This window comes from Streptomyces sp. YIM S03343 (assembly GCF_054729195.1).
Window position 1 is genome coordinate 2,630,846 of record NZ_JBPUKX010000001.1, and the last position, 21,930, is coordinate 2,652,775.

Below are 21,930 nucleotides of genomic sequence, written 5' to 3' on the forward strand. Positions count from 1 at the left end.
CATCAGGCCCATCAGACCCATCAGGCCCATAAGGCTTACAAGGCTTACAAGGCTTACAAGGCTTACAAGGCTTACAAGGCTTACAAGGCTTACAAGGACGGTGAGATTCACGCCTTCTGCCTGCCCCGCCTGTTCCCGACCACCATCGACCCCAGCACCAGCAGCACCGCGACGACGAACATGGCGGTGCCGATGACGTTGATCTGGACGGGCGTGCCGCGCTGTGCCGAACCCCAGACGAACATGGGGAAGGTGACCGTGGAGCCCGCGTTGAAATTGGTGATGATGAAGTCGTCGAAGGAGAGCGCGAAGGCGAGCAGCGCGCCCGCGGCGATTCCGGGGGCGGCGATCGGCAGGGTGACCCTCAGGAAGGTCTGCACCGGACCGGCGTAGAGGTCCTGGGCGGCCTGCTCCAGGCGCGGGTCCATCGACATCACGCGTGCCTTGACCGCCGTCACGACGAAGCTCAGGCAGAACATGATGTGCGCGATGAGGATGGTCCAGAAGCCCAACTGCGCACCCAGGTTGAGGAACAGGGTGAGCAGCGAGGCGGCCATGACGACCTCGGGCATCGCCATCGGCAGGAAGATCAGCGAGTTGACGGCGCCTCGCGCGCGGAACCGGTAGCGCACCAGAGCGAAGGCGATCATGGTGCCGAGGACGGTCGCGCCGAGGGTCGCCCACACGGCGATCTGGAGGCTGAGGGAGAGGGAGCCGCACATTCCGGCGACACCGCAGGGGTCTTTCCAGGCGTCGGTGGAGAACTGCTGCCAGTCGTAGTTGAAACGGCCCTTGGGTTTGTTGAACGAGAAGACTGTGACGACGGCATTGGGCAGCAGGAGATAGCCGAGTGTGGCGAGTCCCGCGATGACGACCAGATTGCGCTTCAGCCAGTTCAGGAAAGCCATTTAGACCAGATCCTCCGTCCCGGACCTGCGGATGTAGAGCGTGACCATCAGGAGGATGGCGGCCATGAGGATGAAGGAGAGGGCGGCGGCCGTCGGATAGTCGAGGACTCTCAGGAACTGGGCCTGGATGACATTGCCGACCATGCGGGTGTCGGTGGAGCCGAGCAGTTCGGCGTTGACGTAGTCACCGGCGGCCGGGATGAAGGTCAGCAGCGTGCCGGAGACGACGCCCGGCATCGACAGCGGGAAGGTGACCTTCCGGAACGTGGTGAAGGGCCTCGCGTACAGATCGCCGGCCGCCTCGTGGAGCCGTCCGTCGATGCGCTCCAGGGAGGTGTAGAGCGGGAGGATCATGAACGGCAGGAAGTTGTAGGTCAGTCCGGTCACCACGGCGAGCGGGGTGGCGAGGACACGGTCGCCGGCCGTCCAGCCCAGCCAGTTGGTGAGCTGGAGGATGTGCAGGGTGTCCAGCAGGTGCACGATCGGGCTGTTGTCCGCGAGGATCGTCTTCCAGGCGAGGGTGCGGATCAGGAAGCTGGTGAAGAACGGCGCGATCACCAGGATCATGATCAGATTGCGCCAGCGGCCCGCGCGGAAGGCGATCAGATACGCCAGCGGATAGCCGAGCAGCAGACACAGGACGGTCGCCGCGGCGGCGTAGAACACCGAGCGCAGGAACTGCGGCCAGTACGCGGTCAGCGCGTCCCAGTACGTCGCGAAGTGCCAGGTGACCTTGTAGCCCTGCTCCAGGGAGCCGGTCTGCACGGAGGTGGACGCCTGGTAGATCATCGGCAGCGCGAAGAAGACCAGCAGCCAAAGGATGCCGGGCAGGAGCAGCAGGTACGGCGTCCAGCGGCCGCGTCTGCGCGGCGGCTTCTGCGCGGTCTCGGGGGCGGGCGCCAGGGGCGGCGCCTCGGTGACGGCGGCCATCAGGCGGCGTCCTCCTCGACGTCGACACCGGCGTCGATGTCCTGGGTCGCATCAAGGCCGAAGGTGTGTGCCGGGTTCCAGTGCAGGACGACCTCGGCGCCGGGCACCAGTCGGGCGTCGCGGTCGATGTTCTGGGCGTACACCTCGAAGTCGGGACAGACGGGGCTGTCGACGACGTACTGCGTGGACACGCCGATGAAACTGGAGTCGGCGATCTTCCCGGTGATGCGGTTGCGGCCCTCGGGTATCCCGCCCGCGTCGTCAGCGTGCGTGAGGGTGATCTTCTCGGGGCGCACCCCGACCAGCACCTTGCCCCCGGCCGTCGCCGGGGCGCTGCAACGGGCGCCGGGCAGCAGGAGCTTGCCGTCACCCGCCTTGAGGACGATGTCGTCGCCGCTCCTGGTGTCGATCTCGGCCTCGATGAGATTGGAGGTGCCGAGGAAGTTCGCGACGAAGGTTGTCTGCGGGTTCTCGTACAGATCGGTCGGGGAGCCGAGCTGCTCGACACGGCCCGCGTTCATCACGGCGACCGTGTCGGCCATGGTCATGGCCTCCTCCTGGTCGTGCGTGACATGGATGAAGGTGATGCCGACCTCGGTCTGGATGCGTTTGAGCTCCAGTTGCATCTGGCGGCGCAGCTTGAGGTCGAGGGCGCCGAGGGGCTCGTCGAGCAGCAGCACCTTGGGGTGGTTGATCAGGGCGCGGGCCACGGCGACGCGCTGCTGCTGGCCGCCGGAGAGCTGGTGCGGCTTCTTGCGGGCCTGCTCGCCGAGCTGTACGAGGTCGAGCATCTCCTCGACCTGCTTCTTCACCGACTTGATGCCGCGCCGGCGCAGTCCGAAGGCGACGTTCTCGAAGATGTCGAGGTGCGGGAAGAGGGCGTACGACTGGAAGACCGTGTTCACCGGCCGCTTGTACGGCGGGAGATGGGTGACCTCCTGGTCGCCGAGGTGCACGGCGCCGCCGGTGGGGTCCTCCAGGCCCGCGATCATGCGCAGGGTGGTCGTCTTGCCGCAGCCCGAGGCGCCGAGGAGGGCGAAGAAGGAGCCCTCGGCCACGGTCAGGTCGAGGGGGTGGACGGCGGTGAAGCTGCCGTAGGTCTTGCTGATTTTGGAGAGGCGGACGTCGCCGCTGGTGTCTGTCGTCATCTCGTCACGCCCCAGTGAGCTTCGCGAACTTCGATTCGTAGGCCGTCTCCTCCGTCTGCGACAGCGCGCGGAAGGAGTGCGACCGGGCGGCCGTGGCCTTGTCGGGGATGATCAGCGGATTGTCCGCCGCGGTCTTGTCGATCTTCGTGAGATACGGTTTCACACCGTCGACGGGGCTCACATAGTTGATGTAGGCGGCCAGGGCGGCGGCCTGTTCGGGCTCGTAGTAGAAGTCGATGAGCCGTTCGGCGTTCGTCTTGTGGCGTGCCTTGTTGGGGACGAGCAGGTTGTCCGTCGAGGTCATGTAGCCGGCCTCGGGGATGATGTAGTCGACGTCCGGGTTGTCCGCCTTGAGCTGCACGATGTCGCCGCCCCAGGCGACACAGGCCGCGAAGTCGCCCTTGGCGAGGTCGGACGTGTAGTCGTTGCCGGTGAAGCGGCGGATCTGGCCCTTGTCGACGGCCTTCTGGATGCGGGCGATCACCGCGTCGAAGTCGTCGCCGGTGAACGTGCCCGGGTCCTTGCCCATGTCGAGCATCGTCATGCCGATGCTGTCGCGCATCTCCGACAGGAAGCCGACGCGGCCCTTGAGCTTGGGGTTGTCGAGGAGGTCGGAGACCGATCTCACCTCGACGCCGTCCAGGGCCTTCTTGTTGAAGGCGATGACGGTGGAGATGCCCTGCCAGGGGTAGGAGTAGGCGCGGCCCGGGTCCCAGTCGGGGGCGCGGAACTGCGTGGCCAGGTTGGCGTAGGCGTGCGGCAGATGGGAGGGGTCCAGCTTCTGGACCCAGCCGAGGCGGATCATGCGGGCGGCCAGCCAGTCGGTGAGGACGATGAGGTCCCGGCCGGTGTCCTGGCCCGCGGTCAGCTCCGGCTTGATCTTGGCGAAGAACTCGTTGTTGTCGTTGATGTCCTCGGTGTACTTGACCGAGATACCGGTCCGCTTGCGGAAGGCTTCGAGCGTGGGGTGGTGTTTGCCGCTGTCGTCGACGTCGATGTACTCGGTCCAGTTGGAGAAGTGGACCACCTTCTCCTTGGCCGAGCGGTCCTCGGCGGAGGTGCCGCCCTCGGTCCTGCCCGCCGCGGGGATCCCGCAGGCGCTCAGCGCCCCGAGGCCGCCCAGCGTGAGCGCTCCGCCCGTCGAGGCGCGCAGCAGCGAACGGCGGGTGAGTGCCGCCCTGCCGTTGCTCAGGCTGCGCCGCACGGCGGCCACTTGGGGCGGGGTCAGGCGGTCGGGCTCGTACAGCTCCATGCGCGTGGTGCCCTTTCGGGAGGGGGCGGCCGCGGGCCGCGCGGCCGGCTCCGGTCTGCTATCGGTCCCCGAAAACGGTGCGGTGCCAGTCCTTGGCGGCCACCGCCGTGTTGTCGAACATGACGTGCTTGATCTGGGTGTACTCCTCGAACGAGTACGTGGACATGTCCTTGCCGAAGCCGGACCGGCCGTAGCCGCCGTGGGGCATCTCGCTGATGATCGGGATGTGGTCGTTGACCCAGACGCAGCCCGCCCTGATCTCGCGGGTGGCGCGGTTCGCCCGGTAGACGTCGCGGCTCCAGGCGGAGGCCGCGAGGCCGTACGGGGTGTCGTTGGCGAGGCGGATGCCCTCGTCGTCGGTGTCGAAGGGCAGGACGACGAGCACGGGGCCGAAGATCTCGGACTGGACGATCTCGCTGTCCTGCGGCGCGTCGGCGATCAGGGTGGGGCGGTAGTAGGCGCCGTTCTTCAGATCTCCCCGCGGATGCCCCAGGGGGTCTCCCTGCAGACCTCCGTGCGGGACCTCGCCGCCGGTCACCACGCGGGCGTATCCGCGGGCCCGGTCGACGAAGGCGGCGACGCGGTCGCGCTGGGCGTGCGAGATCAGCGGGCCGAGGTCGGTGCCGGGCGCGAAGGGGTCGCCGAGCCGGACGGTCTCCATCAGCGCTGCGGTCCGCTCGACGAACGCCTCGTAGAGCGGGCGCTGTACGTACGCGCGCGTGGCTGCGGTGCAGTCCTGGCCGGTGTTGATGAGGGCGCCCGCGACCGCGCCGTTGACGGCGGCGTCGAGGTCCGCATCGTCGAACACGACGAACGGTGCCTTGCCGCCGAGCTCCAGATGGATCCGTTTGACGGTGGCGGTCGCGATCTCCGCGACGCGCCTGCCCACGGCGGTGGAGCCGGTGAAGGAGGTCATGGCCACGTCCGGGTGGCCGACCAGATGCTCACCGGCCTCCCGCCCCGTCCCGCTGACGATGTTGACGACCCCGTCGGGGATGCCGGCGTCGGTCGCCGCGCGGGCGAACAGGAGGGAGGTGAGCGGGGTGAGTTCGGCGGGCTTGAGGACGATGGTGTTCCCCGCGGCGATCGCCGGAAGGATTTTCCACGCGGCCATCTGGAGCGGGTAGTTCCAGGGCGCGATGGAGCCGACGACACCGATGGGCTCACGGCGGACGTACGAGGTGTGGTCGCCGGAGTACTCGCCCGCCGACTGCCCCTGGAGGAGCCGGGCGGCGCCCGCGAAGAAGGCGGTGTTGTCGATCGTGCCCGGGACGTCGAACTCACGGGTCAGCTTCAGCGGCTTGCCGCACTGGAGGGACTCCGCGCGCGCGAACTCCTCGGCGCGGTCGGCGAGCACCGCGGCGAAGCGGTGCAGCGCGTCGGAGCGTTCCCCCGGGGTGGCCCCGGCCCACGCCGGGAACGCGGCGCGGGCGGCGGCGACCGCGGCGTCCACGTCGTCGGTTCCGGCCAGCTCGTAGGTGTACACGTCCTCGCCGGTGGCCGGGTCGACGACTGTGTGCGTACGGCCCGACGTCCCCTTGGCCGGGCGGCCCGCTATGAATTGCGCACCGTCCGCGAAACGCGCCGGTGCGGGGAATCGGTCCGGGGTGGCAGTACCCGGGTTGTGCATGTCGCTCTCCTCCGGTCGCCCCGCTGCACACGGGGGCGGCTGGCGTAGCTCCAGCTCGATATGAGTGCCGATCCTGACAGAGCAATGGGACACCCACAAGGGATTCCGTTGTTGCCTTTCGGTTACACGACGAATTCTGTCGACCAGGTGTCGAGGCGAGGTCGAAAAGCAGGTACGGACTGTCAGTGGCGGCTGCCACACTCGCATGCATGGGGAAGATCGAGTCTGTGGACGCCCTGGTCAGGGAAGTCCGCGCCGGGACACGCGTCAAGTATCTGCACTTCTGGGGGCACAGCCCGCGGGCCGACGGCCAGGTCGGCGCGAGCTGTCTGAGCCAGTGGTGGCCGTCGCCGTTCACCGTGGACGGGGTGACCTATGAGACGGCCGAGCACTGGATGATGGTGGGCAAGGCCCGGCTGTTCGAGGACCCGGAGGCACTGAAACAGGTGCTGGCCGCGGCGCACCCGTCGGAGGCGAAGAAGGCCGGCCGCCTGGTGCGCGATTTCGACGACGCCGTCTGGAAGCGGGAGCGCTTCCAGATAGTGGTGGAGGGCAGCGTCCACAAGTTCGCCGCTCACGCGGATCTGCGCGAGTTCCTTCTCGGCACCGGCGACCGGGTCCTGGTCGAGGCCAGCCCGAGGGACCGCGTCTGGGGCATCGGCATGTCGGCGTCGAACGAGTCCGCCTCGGACCCGGAGCACTGGAGGGGGCTGAACCTGCTGGGCTTCGCCCTGATGGCGGCGCGGGAGCGGCTGGCGGAGTGACGGGCGGGTGAGCGGGGCCGGGGTCGGGGGATGGGGTCGGGGGGCGCCCGGGTCCGTTCGGTCGGACCAAGCAGGGCGGGCGAAGTCCGCTGCGGTTCGGCAGCGCCCTGAAGGGGCGCGGGGCTGTGTCACCATGCGGCTCCGCCGCGATGGTGATACCTCCCTGCTCGAACGAAGTTGAGAGCTTGGGGGAGCGACCAGCCACGACGGCGCCGCAGACGGCAGACGGCAGACGGCAGACGGCACATCGCGGCACTCCCAGCGGAGCGCTAGGTCGCTATCAGGTAGGCGACTCTCACCAGGCCGAGGACGATGCCCACCGCGCCGAGGACGACGGCGACCAGCGCCTGGGTGCCGTTGGACGCTTCGCCGCAGCGCGCCTTCTGGCGGCCCAGCGCGCCGAGGGTCACCGCGACCCCGCCCAGCAGGATGCTCAGCGGCCACAGCCACCAGACGAGCGCTGCGGGCACGCCGATCACCAGGCCCGCGGTACCGGTCCCGTTGCTCGGCGGCGGCTGCAGTCCGGGCCAGCTGCCGTAGGGATGGCCGTATCCACCGGGGCCGCCCGGGTAGCCGTAGGGCACCTGGCCCGGGCCGTCGGGGGCGATGGGGGGCGGCGGGACGGGTTCGTCGCGGGGGGAGGCGGGCGCGAAGACGGCGGGGGGCGGTGGGGCGAAGGGGTTGTACGGGGCCGGGGGCCCGTACAAGGGCAGGCCCGGACCGCCCGGCCGGGGGAAAGGGGGTGGGGCGGTGGCTCCGCCGGGCATGGGCACGAAGGGGTGAGCCGGGGCTCCGGGCTGCGGTGCGGGCGGTCCTCCGGGGGGTGCGAACGGGAGCGGTGCCGTGGCCGGGGGCATCGGGGCCGGACCGGCGAAGGGAGGCACGGGGGCCGTTCCCGGCGGGGTGAAGCGGTCCGGCTGGGGTGGGATGCCTGCCAGGGGCGGGGCGGAGAAGGGAGGCGCGAAGGTCTCGTCCGGCGGGGGTGCGAAGGGATTCACCGGGGCTTGGCCGGGCGGCGGCGTCGGCGGTCCGGGAGGGGGCATCGGGCTCGGACCGGCGAACGGAGACACCGGGGCCGTTCCCGGCGTGAACGGTGGAGCGTACGGGCTCGGCTGGGGCGGGATGCCGTCCGAAGGCGCGGTGAAGGACGGCGATGCGGCGGTCTCCTCGGGCGGGGGCGCGAACGGATTCACCGGGGCTTGGCCGGGCGGCGCCGCGAAGGAGGCGGCCGGAGCTTCGCCCTGCGGGGCGGCCGGGCCGACGGGTGGCACAGCCGGACCCGGACCGGCGGGCGGAAGCGGTGCCTCAGCCGAGGTGCCCGTGAGCGGGGCAGGAGGCTCGGGGGTGGTGGGCGGGGTCCAGGGGGAAGGGTCGGGCGGGGTGTCGGTGGGCATGGCTGCGGGGACTCCCTCTGGCGTGCGTTCCGCCATGTTAAGGCCCACCACAACGTCCCCACAGGTCCGGCCTACGATGATGCCCGAGTCATCGATCAGCCGATCATCCGCGTTCCCCCGCCCCAGCGGGCTACGCCGGGAACGCCGTTCCGGGGAGGAACCCGTGTCCGACCACCGCGCCGCGCAGCAGGCACCCACGCCCGGCCGCGACCTGCACCCCTTCATCGCGGGCCTGCCCAAGGCCGAGCTGCATGTCCACCACGTCGGCTCCGCCTCCCCCCGGATCGTCTCGGAGCTCGCCGCCCGGCACCCCGACTCCAAGGTGCCCACCGACCCCGAGGCCCTCGCCGACTACTTCACCTTCACGGACTTCGCCCACTTCATCGACGTGTATCTGTCCGTCGTCGACGTGATCCGCACCCCGGAGGACGTCCGGCTGCTGACGTACGAGGTGGCCCGCGACATGGCCCGCCAGCAGGTGCGCTACGCCGAGCTGACCGTCACGCCGTACTCCTCGACCCGGCGCGGTATCGACGAGCGGGCCTTCATGGACGCCATCGAGGACGCCCGCAAGGCCGCCGAGGCGGACTTCGGGACCGTGCTGCGCTGGTGCTTCGACATCCCCGGCGAGGCCGGGCTGGAGTCGGCCGAGGAGACCGTGCGGCTCGCCACGGACGACCGGCTGCGCCCGGAGGGCCTGGTGTCGTTCGGGCTCGGCGGGCCCGAGATCGGCGTGCCCCGGCCGCAGTTCAAGCCGTACTTCGACCGGGCCATCGCCGCGGGCCTGCGGTCCGTGCCGCACGCCGGTGAGACGACCGGCCCGGAGACGGTGTGGGACGCGATCAACGAGCTGCGCGCCGAGCGCATCGGCCACGGCACCAGTTCCGCCCGCGACCCCGAGCTGCTCGCCCACCTCGCCGAGCACGGCATCGCCCTGGAGGTGTGCCCCACCTCCAACATCGCCACCCGCGCGGTCGCCACCCTCGACGAGCACCCGATCAGGGAGTTCGCCCGCGCCGGGGTACTGGTCACGGTCAACTCCGACGACCCGCCGATGTTCGGCACCGACCTCAACAGCGAGTACGCCGTCGCCGCCCGCCTCCTCGGCCTCGACGAGCACGGCCTGGCCGACCTGGCCAGGAACGCGGTGAGCGCCTCCTTCCTCGACGATGCCGGAAAGGCCCGTATCACCGCGGAGATCGACGCGTACACGACGGCCTGGCTCGCCTCCTGAGCCCAGCCCCCTTCACCCTGCCCGCACAATGGTGACCATGCAGACCGTGACCGCCGTGGCCCACCGCGGCGCCCCCTACCGCTTCCGTGAGAACACCACCGACTCGCTGCGTGCCGCGCTCGACCTGGGCGCGGACGCGGTCGAGTTCGACGTACGGCTGACCCGGGACGGCGTACCCGTGCTGCTGCACGACGAGACGCTTTCGCGGCTGTGGGAGCTGGACCGCCCGTTGTCCGCACTGTCCGCGGACGAGGTGCGCGGGGTCACGGAGGGCGGGGTGCCCCCGCTGGCGGAGGCGCTGGCCGCGACGGAGGGCACCCGGGTGATGGTCGACCTGCCCGGCATGCGCGACCCGCGGGCGGCGCGGCGGATCGTGGACGCGGTGCGCGCGTGCGGCGCGCAGGACCGCGTGTACTACTGCGCCGACGCCACCGCCATGCTGGCGGTCCGGGCCGCCGACCCGGCCGCCGAGATCGCCCTGACCTGGACGACACTCGCCCCGCCGCGGCCCGCCCTGCTGGCCGCGGTGAAGCCGCGCTGGCTCAACTACCGCTTCACCCTGATCGACCGCGAGCTGGCGGCCCGTGTCCACCGGGACGGATATCTGCTGTCCGTGTGGACCCCGGACACCCGCCGCTCCATGCGCCGTCTCATCGACCTCGGCGTCGACTCGATCACCACGAACCGCATCGACGTCCTGTGCACCCTGCGCGACACCCACGACGGCCCCCGGGAGCCCCGGGAAGCCTGACCGGCAGGCCCGGTCGGGTGAACCCCGGACGGGTCGTCCCGGCAAGCCGCCCCTTCCGCCCCGTGGTGACGGTAACGACATCCCATGCGCGCACGCGCGCTGAAGACCCCTCACCGACGCGCCCCCGTACGGCGCGCGCCGATGAGCCGGTCGTTGTCAGCACCGATCACTTCGACCCTTGGCGGGAACCCCATGCAACCATCCGTGACAGCCCCCACGGCCAGACGCCGCAGGCGGCATCTGGCCCGCGCCTCGGCCGCCGCGTTCCTCGCGATGGCGGCCGCGGCCGCCCTGCCGGGCTCGGCGCACGCCGATCTGCCGGGCGCCGACCCGCAGCTGACGCGGGCGCCCTACCTCACCGACCTCACCACCGGCGGCGTCCGCGTCAACTGGGCCACCAGCACCCAGAGCCGGGGCATCGTCAAGTACGGGCCGCTCGGCAACTGCACCGCGAACACCGTGCAGTCCACCGTGCTGGGCTCACCGACCACCATCAACGGCGTGCGGGAGTACACCAACTCGGTCGCGGTGACCGGGCTCGCCGCCGACACCCCGTACTGCTACCGGATCTACACCGGCACCACCCCTCAGACCGACCTCCTCGGCACCAACACCTCCCCCGACTTCAGGACCCTCCAGGCCGAGGGCGGCACGAGCCCCGTCACCTTCGCCGCGTTCGGCGACTGGGGCGACACCACCAACCACGGTGTCAACGACGGCTCCCTCAACGTCAACCAGGCCAATCTGCTGTCCCGGCTGGCGAGCAGCGGCGTCCGCTTCGCGCTCACCACCGGTGACGTGGCCTACCCCGGCGGCACCCCCACCAACTACGGCGATCTCAACCAGACCGGCGTCAACATCAGCGCCGTCTTCGGGCCGCAGTACTGGGCCGTGCCCGGGCAGCGCATCCCGTACTTCTCGATCAACGGCAACCACGGCCGCAACCAGACGCTCCTGACCACCTGGCCGGAGACGGCGACCGCCACGGCCTCGGGCGGCAAGTACGTCATGGAGGACTATCCCTCCATCGACGGCTCGACCCCGGCGAGCTACCCGTCGACGTACTACGCCTTCTCCACCGGCAACGTCCGCGTCTACATGCTCGACGCCTCCTGGTCCGACACCAACACGGGCGACGCGACCGGCGGCGCCTGCGGCTCGCGGTGCGCCGGGTACGAGGTGGACCACGACGCGCACTGGACACCGGCGGCCGCCGAGTACCAGTGGCTGGCGCAGGACCTGGCCGCGCATCCCGGCGGCATCAAGATCGCCGCGTTCCACTTCCCGCTGCGCTCCGACGACTCGACCGAGCCGGACGACGACTATCTGAAGAACAACCCGGGCAGCACCGACACCCTGGAACAGTTGCTGCACGACAACGGCGTCGGCCTGGTCCTCAACGGCCATGCCCACATCTACCAGCGCAACATCGCCCCGCCCGGCGGTGTCGTCAGCTACGTCACCGGGGGCGGCGGCGCCAGGCTGAGCGGCTTCGCGGGCCGCGGCTGCTCCTCGACCGACGCCTACGGCATCAGCTGGTCGTACTCCTCGAACTCGGGCAGGCGGTGCGGTTCGGCGCCCGCCCCGACCAGTGACTCCCAGGTGTTCCACTTCCTGAAGATCACGGTGAACGGCAACCAGGTCACCGTCGCGCCCACCGACTCGCTGGGCACGGTCTTCGACCAGCAGACCTACGACTTCGGCCCCGACGCCACCGCCCCCACGGCGCCCGGCGGGCTGAGCGCACGGCGCCAGGGCCAGAACACCGTGCGGGTGAGCTGGAACGCCAGTTCGGACAACAAGGCGGTGGCGGCGTACGACGTCTACCGCGACGGCCAGTACCTGGCGACCGTGACGCCGGGCACCCGGACGTACACCGACCGGCCGGTCGCCTGCCCGGGCAGTCATCTCTACCGTGTGGCGGCCCGTGACCTCGCGGGGAACACCGCGTCGTCGAGTATGCCGGCCGTCTGCTGATCTTCGGCACAGCCCGCAGGGCTACGGTCGCCTGCGCCGCCGCCACGCCGCGGCGCAGGCGACCGCCACGGCCGGGACCGTCACCCCGGCCGCGGCGAGCAGCGCCCGCGCCGCACCGGGCCGTGCGGACCCGTCGCTGGAATCGGCGCCCGCGGCCGACAAGGACGCGGGAAGGGTGCCGTGCAGGGTGCGCAGCACGTCGAGATAGCGGGTGCCGAATGTCCTGCTCGGCTCGACCTGGGAGTTCTCGCTGAACTCGTTCCAGCTGATCAGACCGAGCGCGTCGGGCGAGGAGCGGACGGCGGCCGCGTACTCGGCGCGCAGGGTCGCTCCGTCGCGGCGCGGCACCGTGCTGGTGCCGCCGACGAGGCGGGCGTCGAAGCCGGGGGCGAACGGCGCTATCCAGTAGTGCCCGTCGGCATGCACGGTGCGGCCCATGGCGCGCAGTTTCGCGGGGGCGTCACCACCGGTGCTGTACGGGTCCGCGGACGACCAGTAGTAGGCGTCGCCGTCGGTGACGTCGGCGAGCCGCCGGCAGCCCGCCGGGTTCTTCTCCGTCGCCAGCACCAGCATCGCGGGGCGTACGGGGGCGGTGATGCGGGCGACCTGGTCGTGGGTGTACTTCCAGGTGCCGCTGAAGAGGGTGAGGGGGCGGCCGCCCAGTCGCAGGAAGACCGGGTCGGGGGCGTAGTGGTCGCGGAAGGCGCGGAAGTCAGCGGCGACACGGTCCACGGGCAGGGGGCGGCGGGAGAAGTCCAGGCCCTGGTAGATCATGGCGAGCTTGAAGTGCTCGGCGCGGGCGGTCCTGATGAGCAGGTCGAGCCGGCCGTCGAGGCGGGGGGTGTCCTTCCAGCTGACGATGAAACCGTCGATGCCTGCGGACTTCGCCCACCGGATGTGCTGCCGTACGACGCGCGGGTCGGCGCTGGAGTAGCGGCCCAGGAGCGGCAGATCGGACTTGCCGCGCCGCCAGGAGGCAGGGTCGTACCAGGGGTAGTAGTACGCCAGCAGCGGCACGGCGGGCCGGGCGGCGGCCCTGGGAGCGGCCGGCGGCGGCCGGTCCGGGGCACAGCCGAGGACGGACAGGCAGCACAGCAGTACGGCGGCGAGCAGGGTGAGGGCGCGCCTCACGGCCGGCCTGCCCCGGCCCCGGCACGGTCGCCGGACCTCGCTCCCGGAGCGGCCGGGTCGTCCGGCCCGCCCGGATGCCGCTGTGCCGTGCGCACCCGCCGGATCAGGAGCACACCGCCGGCCATCACGAGCAGGGACACCGCGGCCGAGGAGAGATCGAGCGGGGTGATCACGGCGGTGTCCACGGTCCGCGACCGGGACAGCTGGAACTCCTGCTCGGCCACCACCCCGCCGGGCACCCGGACCGCCACACGGTAGCGGCCGCGCGGCAGATGGGTGAGGACGGCGGTGTGGTGCGGGCCGAACCGTACGGAGCGCACGGTGCCGTCCGGTCCTGTGACATCGGCCCGCCGACCGGTGTGACCGCCGAAGACGGCGTCGTGTGCGGTGACGGTCAGGTCGTGGAAGGGGCCGACGAGGGTGACGGTGCGTCCGGTGGCGGGGTTGAAGCGCTGCCGCCCGGCGTCGGCGAGCTGGGCACCGTCGTAGACGAGGCTCTGGAGGGAGTAGGTGACGGGCATGAGCTCGACACGGCCGCCGTGGTGGACGGGGACGGCGCCGTCGAGCCAGGTGGTGCCGCGGGTGGGGAGGTCGGTGATGCGGCCGGTGGAGCTCTTCACGGTGGCCTTCGTGATGCGGGCGGGGTCGAGGAGGGCGCCGTGCTGGTCGGTGAAGCGTGCGGTCACGGGGTAGGCCACGGTGAACGCCGCCGTGACGGTGTGGTCGGCGCGCAGCAAGAGCCCGTGCACGACGGGGCGGTAGGCCTGGTCGGGGTCGCGCTGCCCGGTCCAGCGGGCGAAGCGGTAGTGGCGCCGCCCGGTGTCGACGGTGGTGTCGAGCAGGGCGAGGGTCTGCCGTGCAGTGGTCGCAGGGCCGGTGTAACTGGCGTGTCCCGCGGCATCGGTGACCAGCACCCGCCCGCCGAACGCGATCCGCACCCCGGCCACGGCGGGCACGGTACGGAAGCCGACGGTGACCTGACGGTGGGCGGCACGGTGCGAGAACGCGGGCGACGCGGGCGCGGAGACCGACGAGGGGCGCTGCCCGGAACCGCCATCCGCCGCCGCGGGCCGCGCGGCTACAGCAGCCGCCGCGGCGGGCTGCCCCGCCACGACGGCTGCGGGGGCGGGCGGCCCGGTTACGGCGCTCGCCGCAGCGGCCTCCCCGGTCGTACCGTCCGGCCCTGCGGGCCGCGCGGCTGCGGCGGTCGGGGCCAGGACCGACGCGGCGAGCACCAGCGGCACGGCGAGGAGCGACAGCAGGTGGCCGAGGCAACGGCGTTGGTGCCGGGACTGACGGGGGTTCACCGGGGTGCTCCTTCCGGGACGGCGGGACTGCGGGCCGCAGGCCGGTGGGCCCCGAGCCGAAGCAGGACCCGAGTGCGCCACGGGCCGCATGGCCCGGCCACGGCCGGGAGGACCGCCCGGGCGGACACCGGCAGCACCCCGCTCCACGGCAGACGGAGGCCGAGACGACCGGAACAGCGGAAGGACCGGCAGATCACCGGCTCGCTCCTTCCCGGACGGCGGTAGCGCCCCGCAAGGCCGCACACCCTGGCGGCGGCCACGAGGACCGCCCGGACCGGCACCGTCAGCACCGCGGCGAGCAGTGCGCGGGCGATGAGGCGTCGGGACCGGCGGAGGTTCACCGGCTTGCTCCTTCCCGGGTGGTGGGGCGGGTCCGGAAGGCGGCGAAGGCTGCCAGGGCCAGGGCGGCGAGGGCCGCGGGGCCGTAGACGGCGTAGATCGCCGGTGAGTCGACCCGGCCCACGAGGTGACGGTGGGGGGCGGCCGGGAGGATCTGCGGGGTGCGCGGGCCGTGGCGGAAGTCGAACGCGCCGGTGAGGCTCGCGGCCGCCGCGTCCCGTGCGGCGAGCGGCTTCAGCCGCCAGTTGTCCTCGACGAAGCGCAGCGCGCTGGTGGAGTCGAGCACGGTGTGGTCGACGTGGCCGGGCCTGGCGTAGGGGCTGAGCAGCACCGCGGGGACGCGCGGGCCGCGGGGTCCGTCGACCGCGCGGGGCGGGGTGACGTGGTCGTACCAGCCGCCGGAGCTGTCGTAGCTCCACAGCAGCGCGGAGCTGTCCCAGTAGCGGCTGAGCATGAGCTGGGTGGCCAGGGAGCGGATGAGTTTCTGACCGGCGGGCACGGAGCGGGCCGAGCGTTCGGCGGAGCCGTTGGTGGCGAGGTACGCGACGGACGGCAGGCTGCCGTTGTCGAGGTCCCGGTAGTACTGGTCGAGGCCGGTGATGTGGCCGCGCAGAGCGGGGTCGTCGGTGAAACGGGCGTAGCCGAGCAGCGGGACACGGACCGGCTGGGTGGCTCCGGGGGTGCGCCAGCTCTGCTGAGGCCGGTAGCCCTCGACGTAGAACTTCCAGCTCACGCCCGCCTTCTGGAGCCGGTCGAAGAGGGTGGGCCGGTTGCCGTAGCCGCCGGCCGGCACGGTGTCGCCGCCGCCGGGTGCGGGAGCACCGGACACCCAGTAGGAGCGCTGGGTGGCGGTGCCGTAGGGGGTGGCGGAGAAGAAGCGGTCGAAGAGGGTGCCGGTGCGGGCGGCCGCCCAGCTGAAGGGCAGGTCGCGGCCGTCGTAGTGGCCCATGGCGGTGGCGCCGTCGCGGCCCTGCCGGGTGTAGGCGGAGACGAAGCCGTCCATGCGGCCGCCGTTCAGCTGGTCGGCGACGGTCGTGCGGGTCGGCGACAGCACGGGCGGCACGGTGCCGTGCAGCGCGAACGGTGCCACGCACCCCCGGGAGGGGTCCTGCGTGAAACGGGGCTGGCAGGTGCCGCGCGGGAATCCGTCGGCGCCGGGGTAGGTGCCGAAGTAGTTGTCGAAGGTCCGGCCGCCCTGCATGAGGAAGAGGAAGTGCCGGATGGGGGTGACGGGCCGGGGCTCCGGCTGCCGGGCCGCGTGCGCGGCGGTCGCCGGGATCAGCGTCAGCACCAGCAGGGCGGCGGCCAGAGCGGCCAGCGCGGCCAGAGCGGCCGGCGCGGTCGGCAGCCGACGCCGGGCCTTCGTGGCGGGCAGGTGAGGGGCTGTCATGACGCACGCACCCGGTAGATCACGATGGTCTCGCGGTCCGCATGTCCGCTCCCGGAGCGGACCCGCTCGACGCCGGTGTAGACGGCGATGCCGTGGTACTTGTCGGCGAGTGCGCGGGCCTGGTCGCCGTAGAAGGGCGAGCGGGCGGCGGTGTACGAGTCCCATACGACGTACTGGAACCGGCCGTCGCGCAGTGCGCGGTCGGGGTTGCGCACCGGCACGTACGCCGGGTTGTGCTGCCGTGTGCCGCCGGTCACGGACAGCGCCGAGACCTGGCGGTGGCCGTAGAACTGGAGCACGTTGGCGAGCGACGGGCCCCCCGCGAGAAGCCGGGCGCCCGGCGGGGCGTGGTCGCGCACCCAGTGTCCGGCTTCCCGTCCACCGGGCAGGCCGCCCGCCCCGGCGAGCTGCGTGCCGGTGGGCGCGGGATCGATCCGCTGGACGGCGGGCACCGCAAGGGAGGCCGCGAGGCCGAGGGCGGCCAGCAGGGCGGCGGCCGGGGCGAGCCGGGGCAGGCGCAGCCGGGCGACGGCGGCGACGGTGCGTCCGCCGAGCACGGCGAGCGGCGGGGTCAGGGGCAGCAGGTAGGGGTAGCCCTTGACGGGCCAGACGGTGAAGAACACCAGCGGTACGGCGATCCACCACAGCAGCAGCGGCTCACGCCAGGTCGCGTCGCGCCGCAGCCACACCAGCCCGGCCGCCGCTGCGGCGAGCACGCCCCAGCCGATCGCTCCGGGGAGGGTGAACGCGTAGAACCAGGCGTGGTGGTTGGCGCGCCGGAACAGCTGCCAGAGCAGATAGTTCTGACCGGTCGTGTGACGGCCCGACACCACCGTCGCCAGCGGGAACGCGAGGGACACGGCGAGCATGGCCGCGAGGCCCCCCAGCAGAGGGCGGGGCCGCACCGGGACGCCGCGCGTCAACGCGAAGAAGCCGTACAGCGAGCCGAGGAACACCACACCGGTCTCCTTGGCGAGGACGGTGGCGCCCAGCGCGGCCCCGGCGGCGGCCAGCCACACCGCCCGCTCGCTCTCGACGTACCGGACCACGCAGTACAGCGCACCGGTGGCACACAGCGTCAGCAGCCCGTCGAGGAGCACCTGGCGGCTGACGACGACGTGGTACGGCATGACGGCGAGCAGCAGCGCCGCGGCCGAGGCGGCTCTGGGGCCGTAGAGCCGTCTGGCCAGTCCGTAGGTGAGGGCCACGCACAGCACCCCGATGGCCGCCGTCACGGCGCGGGCCGAGTAGTCGTCGATGCCGCGGCCGAGGACGCCGGACAGGAGGGTGGCCAGCAGCAGGGGGTGGGCGCGGAAGACCGGGAAGAACTGCTGGAGCGTGGGGTCCCCGGCGAGGGAGGCGGCGGTACCGGTGTAGACGGCCTCGTCGCTGTTGAAGCCGGTGGCGTTCAGGTCCCAGAAGCGCAGCAGCGTGGCGAGGGCGAGGATCGCGGTGAGGGGGGCCGCGGCGACGGCCTTGGGGATGAGCCGGGCGGGGAGCCGGTGGCGGCGGTGGGGGGTGCCGTCCGGGGGGCCGGGGGGTGGGGCGTGGGCGTCGTCCGGGGAGTGGGCGTCCTGCGGGGCGGGCCGGGTTGTGGTGAGGGCGGTCAGGCTGCGGACCTGGCAGGCCGTGCCGGTGAGCAGTGCTCTGGCCTGCCGCATCATGAGGCGCCTCCGGCGGGCAGCGCGCGGACGGCGGCCGGCGGGGCGAGCGGGGTGTCGAACCGCCAGTCCCAGTGCGGCCGTCGGTCGCCGTCCACCTGGCCGGTGGCCTGGATCGGCAGACCGTCCCGGGCCAGCAGTCGGGGGATCACGTCGGCCCAGCCGAAGCAGTCGGAGGCGAGCGCCCTGACACGAACGCCGGTGAGGAAGCCGCACAGGATCTCCCGTTCTCTCAGCCGCAGTTGGGTGTGGTCGAACCCGGCGACGCTGAGGGCGGGCGCCAGTTGGCGGAAAGGCGGGAAGCCGTACGCGTCCTCGGTGTTGGCCAGCAGCCGCCCCACCGCCTCGTCGTGGGGGATGTCGGCGAGCCGGGGCGTACCGCGCTCTATGACGAACAGGTCCTGTACGACGGTCGCGGTGCCGATGGCGCACGGCACGAGCCGGTCGACGGCGTACTTGGGCGGCGGCACCAGGATCTGGGTGACGGCGTTGATGGCCATGATGGGGATGTTGAGGCGGGCGAGGGTCAGGGCGAACGAGCGGCCGCCCTTGGAGTGCAGCCGGCTCTGCCACCGCAGCCGGGTCCACTCGTGGCCGGTGAGATCGTCGGCGTGGACTGCGCGCAGGGTGTGGGCGCTGATGGTGAGCGGCTTGGGGAAGCACAGGGCGTGTCCCGCGGCGTCGACGAGGGTCATGTCGTCGGAGAGGAAGCAGCCGCCGTGTTCGCGCAGCAGTCTGAGGACCGTGGCGGTCTTGCCGGTGTCGGTGAGGGCGGACAGCATCACACCGGTGCCGTCGAGGTCGATGCACGCGGAGTGCAGCAGCATCCAGCCGCGCGGCACCAGCACGAAGCGCAGCAGCGCCTCGACGATGTTGGTGTAGACGACGTGCGGCGAGCGCGCCAGCAGCGGGCTGACCTCGACGGTGATCGCATCGCCCAGATCGACGCTGAAGTTGGCGCCGAGACGGCCGAGTTGCTCCTCGTAGCGCAGTCGGGTGGGCCGTTCGTCGGCCGGGCGGGCGAGTTCGGTCATGGCGGCCCGGTGGTGCGGCCTGCGGCTGCCGATGTCAGCAGCCCGTACGACGATGTCGCAGTCCGGCGGCAGCCACTGGGCGCGGAAGAACTCCAGCTCGGGCAGCGGGATCTGGGAGCCGATGGTGACCTGTCCGGCGACGTCGTAACGGTACGCCAGATAGCGGGTGCGGCGGTGGGCGTGGCGGGGGCGGTGCACGGGCTCGGCCGGAGCGGGCGCGGCCGGAGCGGGCGCGGCCGGAGCGGGCGCGGACAGGTTCGTGGAGGTCGGGACAGGCGCGGGCTGGAACGTGGACGCCGGGGTGGACGCCGGGTCGGGTGCGAGGGCCTGCGGGTCGACGAGGGTGCGCACCGGGTCGCGTCGTACGCCGGAACCGGCGCCGCCGGCGGCGTAGATGACGCGGTCGCTGAACAGGAAGCGCAGCAGAAACAGTCCGACGAGGGTGAGGATGTTCGCGGGGAGGACGCCGGCACCCCAGCCGATCAGCAGGGCCAGGACGGGGAGCCGTCCGAGCAGCAGAAGGTTGTTGAGGGTGAAGAAGCGGACGGCTCGGCCGGGACGGGTGCCGTTGCCCGCGCCCCGGTAGACGACGCCTTCGACGAGGGCGAAGTTCCAGGCCGTGGAGACCTGGGTGGCCACCGCCGCACTGAACAGGGGCGGCACGCCCAGCACGTGGAACAGCAGCCACAGGGCGGCGGTGTTGACGCCGATCCCGGTCAGCCCGACGAACCCGAAAGCGAGCAACCGGCGGAATTCCCGGGCGCGTTGTCCGCCGCCGCGGCGGCACGAACGGTGCAGCCGCACCAGATGGTGCAGAAAGGTGAGCCCTTCGCGGAGGGACGCCTTGGAGCGGCCCACGGCACGCGGCGCGAAGGTGTAGGCGACCTCGGCGACCCGCGCGGCGGGATTGCGGACCAGGATCTCCAGCAGCACCTTGAAGCCGAGCGGATCCAGCCGGTCCAGGCCGACGGCGTCCTTGCGGAACGCGAACAGCCCGCTCATCGGGTCGCTGACCCCGGCCAGCCGGCGCGGGAAGAACATCTTCGCGAGGACCGCACTGCCCGTGGAGACGACGACCCGTCCCACGCCGCCGAGCCCGCCGCTGGAGCCTGATCCGGCGTGCCGTGTCCCGACGACGATGTCCACGTCGTGCCCGAGGGCGGTCCGGGCGATCGCCGCCGCGGCCCGGGGCGGGTGCTGGAGATCGGCGTCCATGACCAGCACCCAGCTGCCGCGGGCCAGGCGCGCCCCGGCGAGCACCGCACCCGACAGACCACCGGCCCGGTCCCCGGGCGCCCGATGCAGCAGGCGCACGGGTTCCGGACACCCCGCCGCGTACCGTGCGGCGACTGCGGGGGTGTCGTCGTCGCTGTCGTCGACCAGGAGGAACTCCGCACCGAGGTCCGCGAAGGCGGGCCCCAGCGCCCGCAGCAGCAGGGGAACGGCTTCCCTCTCGTTGCGGGTCGGTACGACGACGGTGAGACGGGGCGGGGTCTCCCTCACGGCCCGGTTGAGATCCAGGCAGGGCGGAGGGTCGGTGCGGGTGCGATCCATCGTTCAACCGCCTCCAGACGGGAGTGCGGGCCGTACATATACGGCGTAAACGTACGACGTACCAGCTAGTTTCCCCCGCATCGAGTGCGAGGTCAAGAAATGCGCTAACAAATGGTGAATATGCGGTGAACCCGCCAAGGACGCCGGGGCCGCCGGTCAGACCTACGCGACGGCAGCCGCCGCCCCGGCCCCCGCAGTGGCCGTAAGTGCCTCCAGCCGCTTGATCTTCTTCCGTACGACATACAGCGGGACGACCCCGAACTCCTTGTTACAGCCCCACGATCCGGTTCCAGCGCTTGGTGAACTCCAGGCGTTCCGTCGAGGTGATGTCGCGGGCGATCGCGAGGCGGCTGCGCATCGTGGTGTCCGGGAAGATCAGGGGGTTGTCGGCCAGGGCGGCTGTGTCCTTGTCCTTGGCGTTCGCCAGGACCTCGCGGGCGGCGGGGACGGGGCAGACGTAGTTGACCCAGGCGGCCAGTTCGGCGGCGACCTCGGGTTCGTAGTAGTAGTCGATCAGGTCCTCGGCGTTGGCCTTGTGGCGGGCATGGTCGGGGATCATCAGGGAGTCCGCCCAGAGTTCGGCGCCCTCCTCGGGGACGACGAAGCGGATGCCGGGGTTGTCGGCCTGGAGCTGGATGACGTCGCCGGAGTAGGCCTGGCAGGCCAGGACGTCTCCGCTGACCAGGTCCTTGGTGTAGTCGTTGCCGGTGAAGCGGCGGATCTGGCCGCGGGAGACCTGCCTCTCCACCTGGTCGCACACGGTGTGGAAGTCATGGGCCGTCCACCGGGTGACGTCCACGCCGTTGCCCTGCATCAGCAGCGCGAACGCCTCGTCCAGACCGGAGAGCAGGCTGACCCGGCCCTTGAGGTCGTCGACCCACAGGTCCGACACCTGCCGTATCTCACGGCCGAGTCTGTGGTGGTCGTAGGCGATGCCGGTGATGCCGGACTGCCACGGCACGGTGTGCTTGCGGCCCGGGTCGAAGGCGGGCGAGCGCAGCAGGGGGTCGAGGTTCGTCGTCACATGCGGCTGGCGGGCGCGGTCCATCTCCTCGACCCAGCCGAGCCGTACGAACCGCGCGCACATCCAGTCGCTGACGACGATCAGGTCCCGGCCGGTCTGCTGACGGTTCATCAGAGCGGGGCTGATCTTGCCGAAGAACTCGTCGTTGTCGTTGATCTCCTCGACGTAGTCGACGGAGACGCCGGTGCGTTTCTCGAACGCCGCCAGCGTGGGGCGGCGGCCCGGGTCGTCGTCGTCCGTGTCGATGTAGAGCGGCCAGTTCGCCCAGGTGAGCCGTTTGTCGGTGGCCGACAGATCGGTGCCGGCGCGGTCGCCCGGGGCGACGTAGGCCGCGGGCACCCCGCAGCCGGCGAGCGCGCCGAGCACGGCCGTGCCGCCGAGGGCGCGCAGCAGCGAACGGCGGGAGGGGGCCCGGGGGGCGGGCGGGAGGAGTGCCATCCGGGAAGGATGCCGGGCCCTCCGGGGACCGGGCAATGGACGGCCCGTCGAGCGCGGGGGGCGG

16 protein-coding genes and 1 pseudogene are annotated in these 21,930 nt (G+C 71.8%); 4 read left to right on the top strand and 13 right to left on the bottom strand.

The features are described 5' to 3' along the window. Positions 1-107: 107 nt before the first annotated feature. Genes ACSYGN_RS11085 through ACSYGN_RS11105 form a run of 5 tightly spaced genes read right to left on the bottom strand, consistent with a single transcriptional unit; the run spans position 108 to position 5,868 of the window. Complete coding sequence (locus ACSYGN_RS11085; RefSeq protein ID WP_460394391.1) at positions 108-908, bottom strand: ABC transporter permease; 801 nt, start codon at positions 906-908, stop codon at positions 108-110. Beyond that, positions 909-1,838: an ABC transporter permease gene (locus ACSYGN_RS11090; protein ID WP_460394393.1), complete on the bottom strand. Its 930-nt coding sequence runs from the start codon at positions 1,836-1,838 to the stop codon at positions 909-911. Next, positions 1,838-2,986 (bottom strand): ABC transporter ATP-binding protein, encoded by a 1,149-nt coding sequence (locus tag ACSYGN_RS11095; protein WP_460394395.1) that lies wholly within the window; start codon positions 2,984-2,986, stop codon positions 1,838-1,840. Before ACSYGN_RS11095 ends, ACSYGN_RS11090 begins: the two co-directional genes overlap by 1 nt. Before the next feature lie 4 nt (positions 2,987-2,990). Further along, complete coding sequence (locus tag ACSYGN_RS11100) at positions 2,991-4,238, bottom strand: polyamine ABC transporter substrate-binding protein (protein WP_460394397.1); 1,248 nt, start codon at positions 4,236-4,238, stop codon at positions 2,991-2,993. Between the two features lie 58 nt (positions 4,239-4,296). Beyond that, positions 4,297-5,868 (bottom strand): gamma-aminobutyraldehyde dehydrogenase, encoded by a 1,572-nt coding sequence (locus ACSYGN_RS11105; RefSeq protein WP_460394399.1) that lies wholly within the window; start codon positions 5,866-5,868, stop codon positions 4,297-4,299. 209 nt (positions 5,869-6,077) lie between these two features. Here ACSYGN_RS11105 and ACSYGN_RS11110 point away from each other — a divergent pair, with 209 nt between their 5' ends. Further along, entirely contained in the window at positions 6,078-6,632 is a 555-nt protein-coding gene (locus ACSYGN_RS11110; RefSeq protein ID WP_460394401.1) for an NADAR family protein, read from the top strand. A 269-nt stretch (positions 6,633-6,901) separates the two neighbouring features. Here the strand turns inward: ACSYGN_RS11110 and ACSYGN_RS11115 are convergent, their stop codons facing one another. Beyond that, positions 6,902-7,399 (bottom strand): DUF4190 domain-containing protein, encoded by a 498-nt coding sequence (locus tag ACSYGN_RS11115; RefSeq protein WP_460394403.1) that lies wholly within the window; start codon positions 7,397-7,399, stop codon positions 6,902-6,904. Between the two features lie 717 nt (positions 7,400-8,116). Here ACSYGN_RS11115 and ACSYGN_RS11120 point away from each other — a divergent pair. The 3 genes and pseudogenes from ACSYGN_RS11120 (at position 8,117) to ACSYGN_RS11130 (ending at position 11,988) form a co-directional block, all read left to right on the top strand. After that, a pseudogene (locus tag ACSYGN_RS11120) lies at positions 8,117-9,260 on the top strand (adenosine deaminase). Positions 9,261-9,297: 37 nt separating this feature from the next. Beyond that, entirely contained in the window at positions 9,298-10,011 is a 714-nt protein-coding gene (locus tag ACSYGN_RS11125) for a glycerophosphodiester phosphodiesterase (protein WP_460394405.1), read from the top strand. Between the two features lie 204 nt (positions 10,012-10,215). Continuing rightward, positions 10,216-11,988: a purple acid phosphatase family protein gene (locus ACSYGN_RS11130; protein WP_460394407.1), complete on the top strand. Its 1,773-nt coding sequence runs from the start codon at positions 10,216-10,218 to the stop codon at positions 11,986-11,988. A gap of 21 nt (positions 11,989-12,009) precedes the next feature. Here the strand turns inward: ACSYGN_RS11130 and ACSYGN_RS11135 are convergent, their stop codons facing one another. The 7 genes from ACSYGN_RS11135 to ACSYGN_RS11165 all read right to left on the bottom strand — a co-directional run bounded on the left by ACSYGN_RS11135 (position 12,010) and on the right by ACSYGN_RS11165 (position 21,866). Further along, positions 12,010-13,119 carry a glycoside hydrolase family 71/99 protein gene (locus tag ACSYGN_RS11135; protein WP_460394409.1) on the bottom strand — a complete coding sequence of 370 codons (1,110 nt, stop codon included), beginning with the start codon at positions 13,117-13,119 and terminating at the stop codon, positions 12,010-12,012. Then, a complete protein-coding gene (locus ACSYGN_RS11140; RefSeq protein WP_460394411.1) occupies positions 13,116-14,426 on the bottom strand; it encodes a hypothetical protein in 1,311 nt (436 codons plus the stop codon). Before ACSYGN_RS11140 ends, ACSYGN_RS11135 begins: the two co-directional genes overlap by 4 nt. Beyond that, the gene (locus ACSYGN_RS11145; RefSeq protein ID WP_460394413.1) at positions 14,423-14,767 is read right to left on the bottom strand and encodes a hypothetical protein; all 345 of its coding nucleotides are present in this window, start codon (positions 14,765-14,767) and stop codon (positions 14,423-14,425) included. The genes ACSYGN_RS11140 and ACSYGN_RS11145 overlap by 4 nt, the downstream gene beginning before the upstream one ends. After that, positions 14,764-16,155: an alkaline phosphatase family protein gene (locus tag ACSYGN_RS11150; protein ID WP_460394415.1), complete on the bottom strand. Its 1,392-nt coding sequence runs from the start codon at positions 16,153-16,155 to the stop codon at positions 14,764-14,766. The genes ACSYGN_RS11145 and ACSYGN_RS11150 overlap by 4 nt, the downstream gene beginning before the upstream one ends. Further along, positions 16,152-17,816 carry an ArnT family glycosyltransferase gene (locus ACSYGN_RS11155; RefSeq protein ID WP_460394417.1) on the bottom strand — a complete coding sequence of 555 codons (1,665 nt, stop codon included), beginning with the start codon at positions 17,814-17,816 and terminating at the stop codon, positions 16,152-16,154. The genes ACSYGN_RS11150 and ACSYGN_RS11155 overlap by 4 nt, the downstream gene beginning before the upstream one ends. Then, entirely contained in the window at positions 17,816-20,404 is a 2,589-nt protein-coding gene (locus ACSYGN_RS11160) for a glycosyltransferase (RefSeq protein WP_460394419.1), read from the bottom strand. Before ACSYGN_RS11160 ends, ACSYGN_RS11155 begins: the two co-directional genes overlap by 1 nt. A 268-nt stretch (positions 20,405-20,672) precedes the next feature. Then, positions 20,673-21,866, bottom strand: coding sequence for a polyamine ABC transporter substrate-binding protein (locus ACSYGN_RS11165; protein WP_460394421.1), 1,194 nt, complete (start codon positions 21,864-21,866; stop codon positions 20,673-20,675). Positions 21,867-21,930 lie beyond the last annotated feature (64 nt).

Excerpts from the sequence above, each read along its gene's own strand:
- ACSYGN_RS11085 (WP_460394391.1), bottom strand. The coding sequence starts at position 908 with ATGGCTTTCCTGAACTGGCTGAAGCGCAATCTGGTCGTCATCGCGGGA.
- ACSYGN_RS11090 (WP_460394393.1), bottom strand. The coding sequence starts at position 1,838 with ATGGCCGCCGTCACCGAGGCGCCGCCCCTGGCGCCCGCCCCCGAGACC.
- ACSYGN_RS11095 (WP_460394395.1), bottom strand. The coding sequence starts at position 2,986 with ATGACGACAGACACCAGCGGCGACGTCCGCCTCTCCAAAATCAGCAAG.
- ACSYGN_RS11100 (WP_460394397.1), bottom strand. The coding sequence starts at position 4,238 with ATGGAGCTGTACGAGCCCGACCGCCTGACCCCGCCCCAAGTGGCCGCC.
- ACSYGN_RS11105 (WP_460394399.1), bottom strand. The coding sequence starts at position 5,868 with ATGCACAACCCGGGTACTGCCACCCCGGACCGATTCCCCGCACCGGCG.
- ACSYGN_RS11110 (WP_460394401.1), top strand. The coding sequence starts at position 6,078 with ATGGGGAAGATCGAGTCTGTGGACGCCCTGGTCAGGGAAGTCCGCGCC.
- ACSYGN_RS11115 (WP_460394403.1), bottom strand. The coding sequence starts at position 7,399 with ATGCCCGGCGGAGCCACCGCCCCACCCCCTTTCCCCCGGCCGGGCGGT.
- ACSYGN_RS11125 (WP_460394405.1), top strand. The coding sequence starts at position 9,298 with ATGCAGACCGTGACCGCCGTGGCCCACCGCGGCGCCCCCTACCGCTTC.
- ACSYGN_RS11150 (WP_460394415.1), bottom strand. The coding sequence starts at position 16,155 with ATGACAGCCCCTCACCTGCCCGCCACGAAGGCCCGGCGTCGGCTGCCG.
- ACSYGN_RS11155 (WP_460394417.1), bottom strand. The coding sequence starts at position 17,816 with ATGCGGCAGGCCAGAGCACTGCTCACCGGCACGGCCTGCCAGGTCCGC.
- ACSYGN_RS11160 (WP_460394419.1), bottom strand. The coding sequence starts at position 20,404 with ATGGATCGCACCCGCACCGACCCTCCGCCCTGCCTGGATCTCAACCGG.
- ACSYGN_RS11165 (WP_460394421.1), bottom strand. The coding sequence starts at position 21,866 with ATGGCACTCCTCCCGCCCGCCCCCCGGGCCCCCTCCCGCCGTTCGCTG.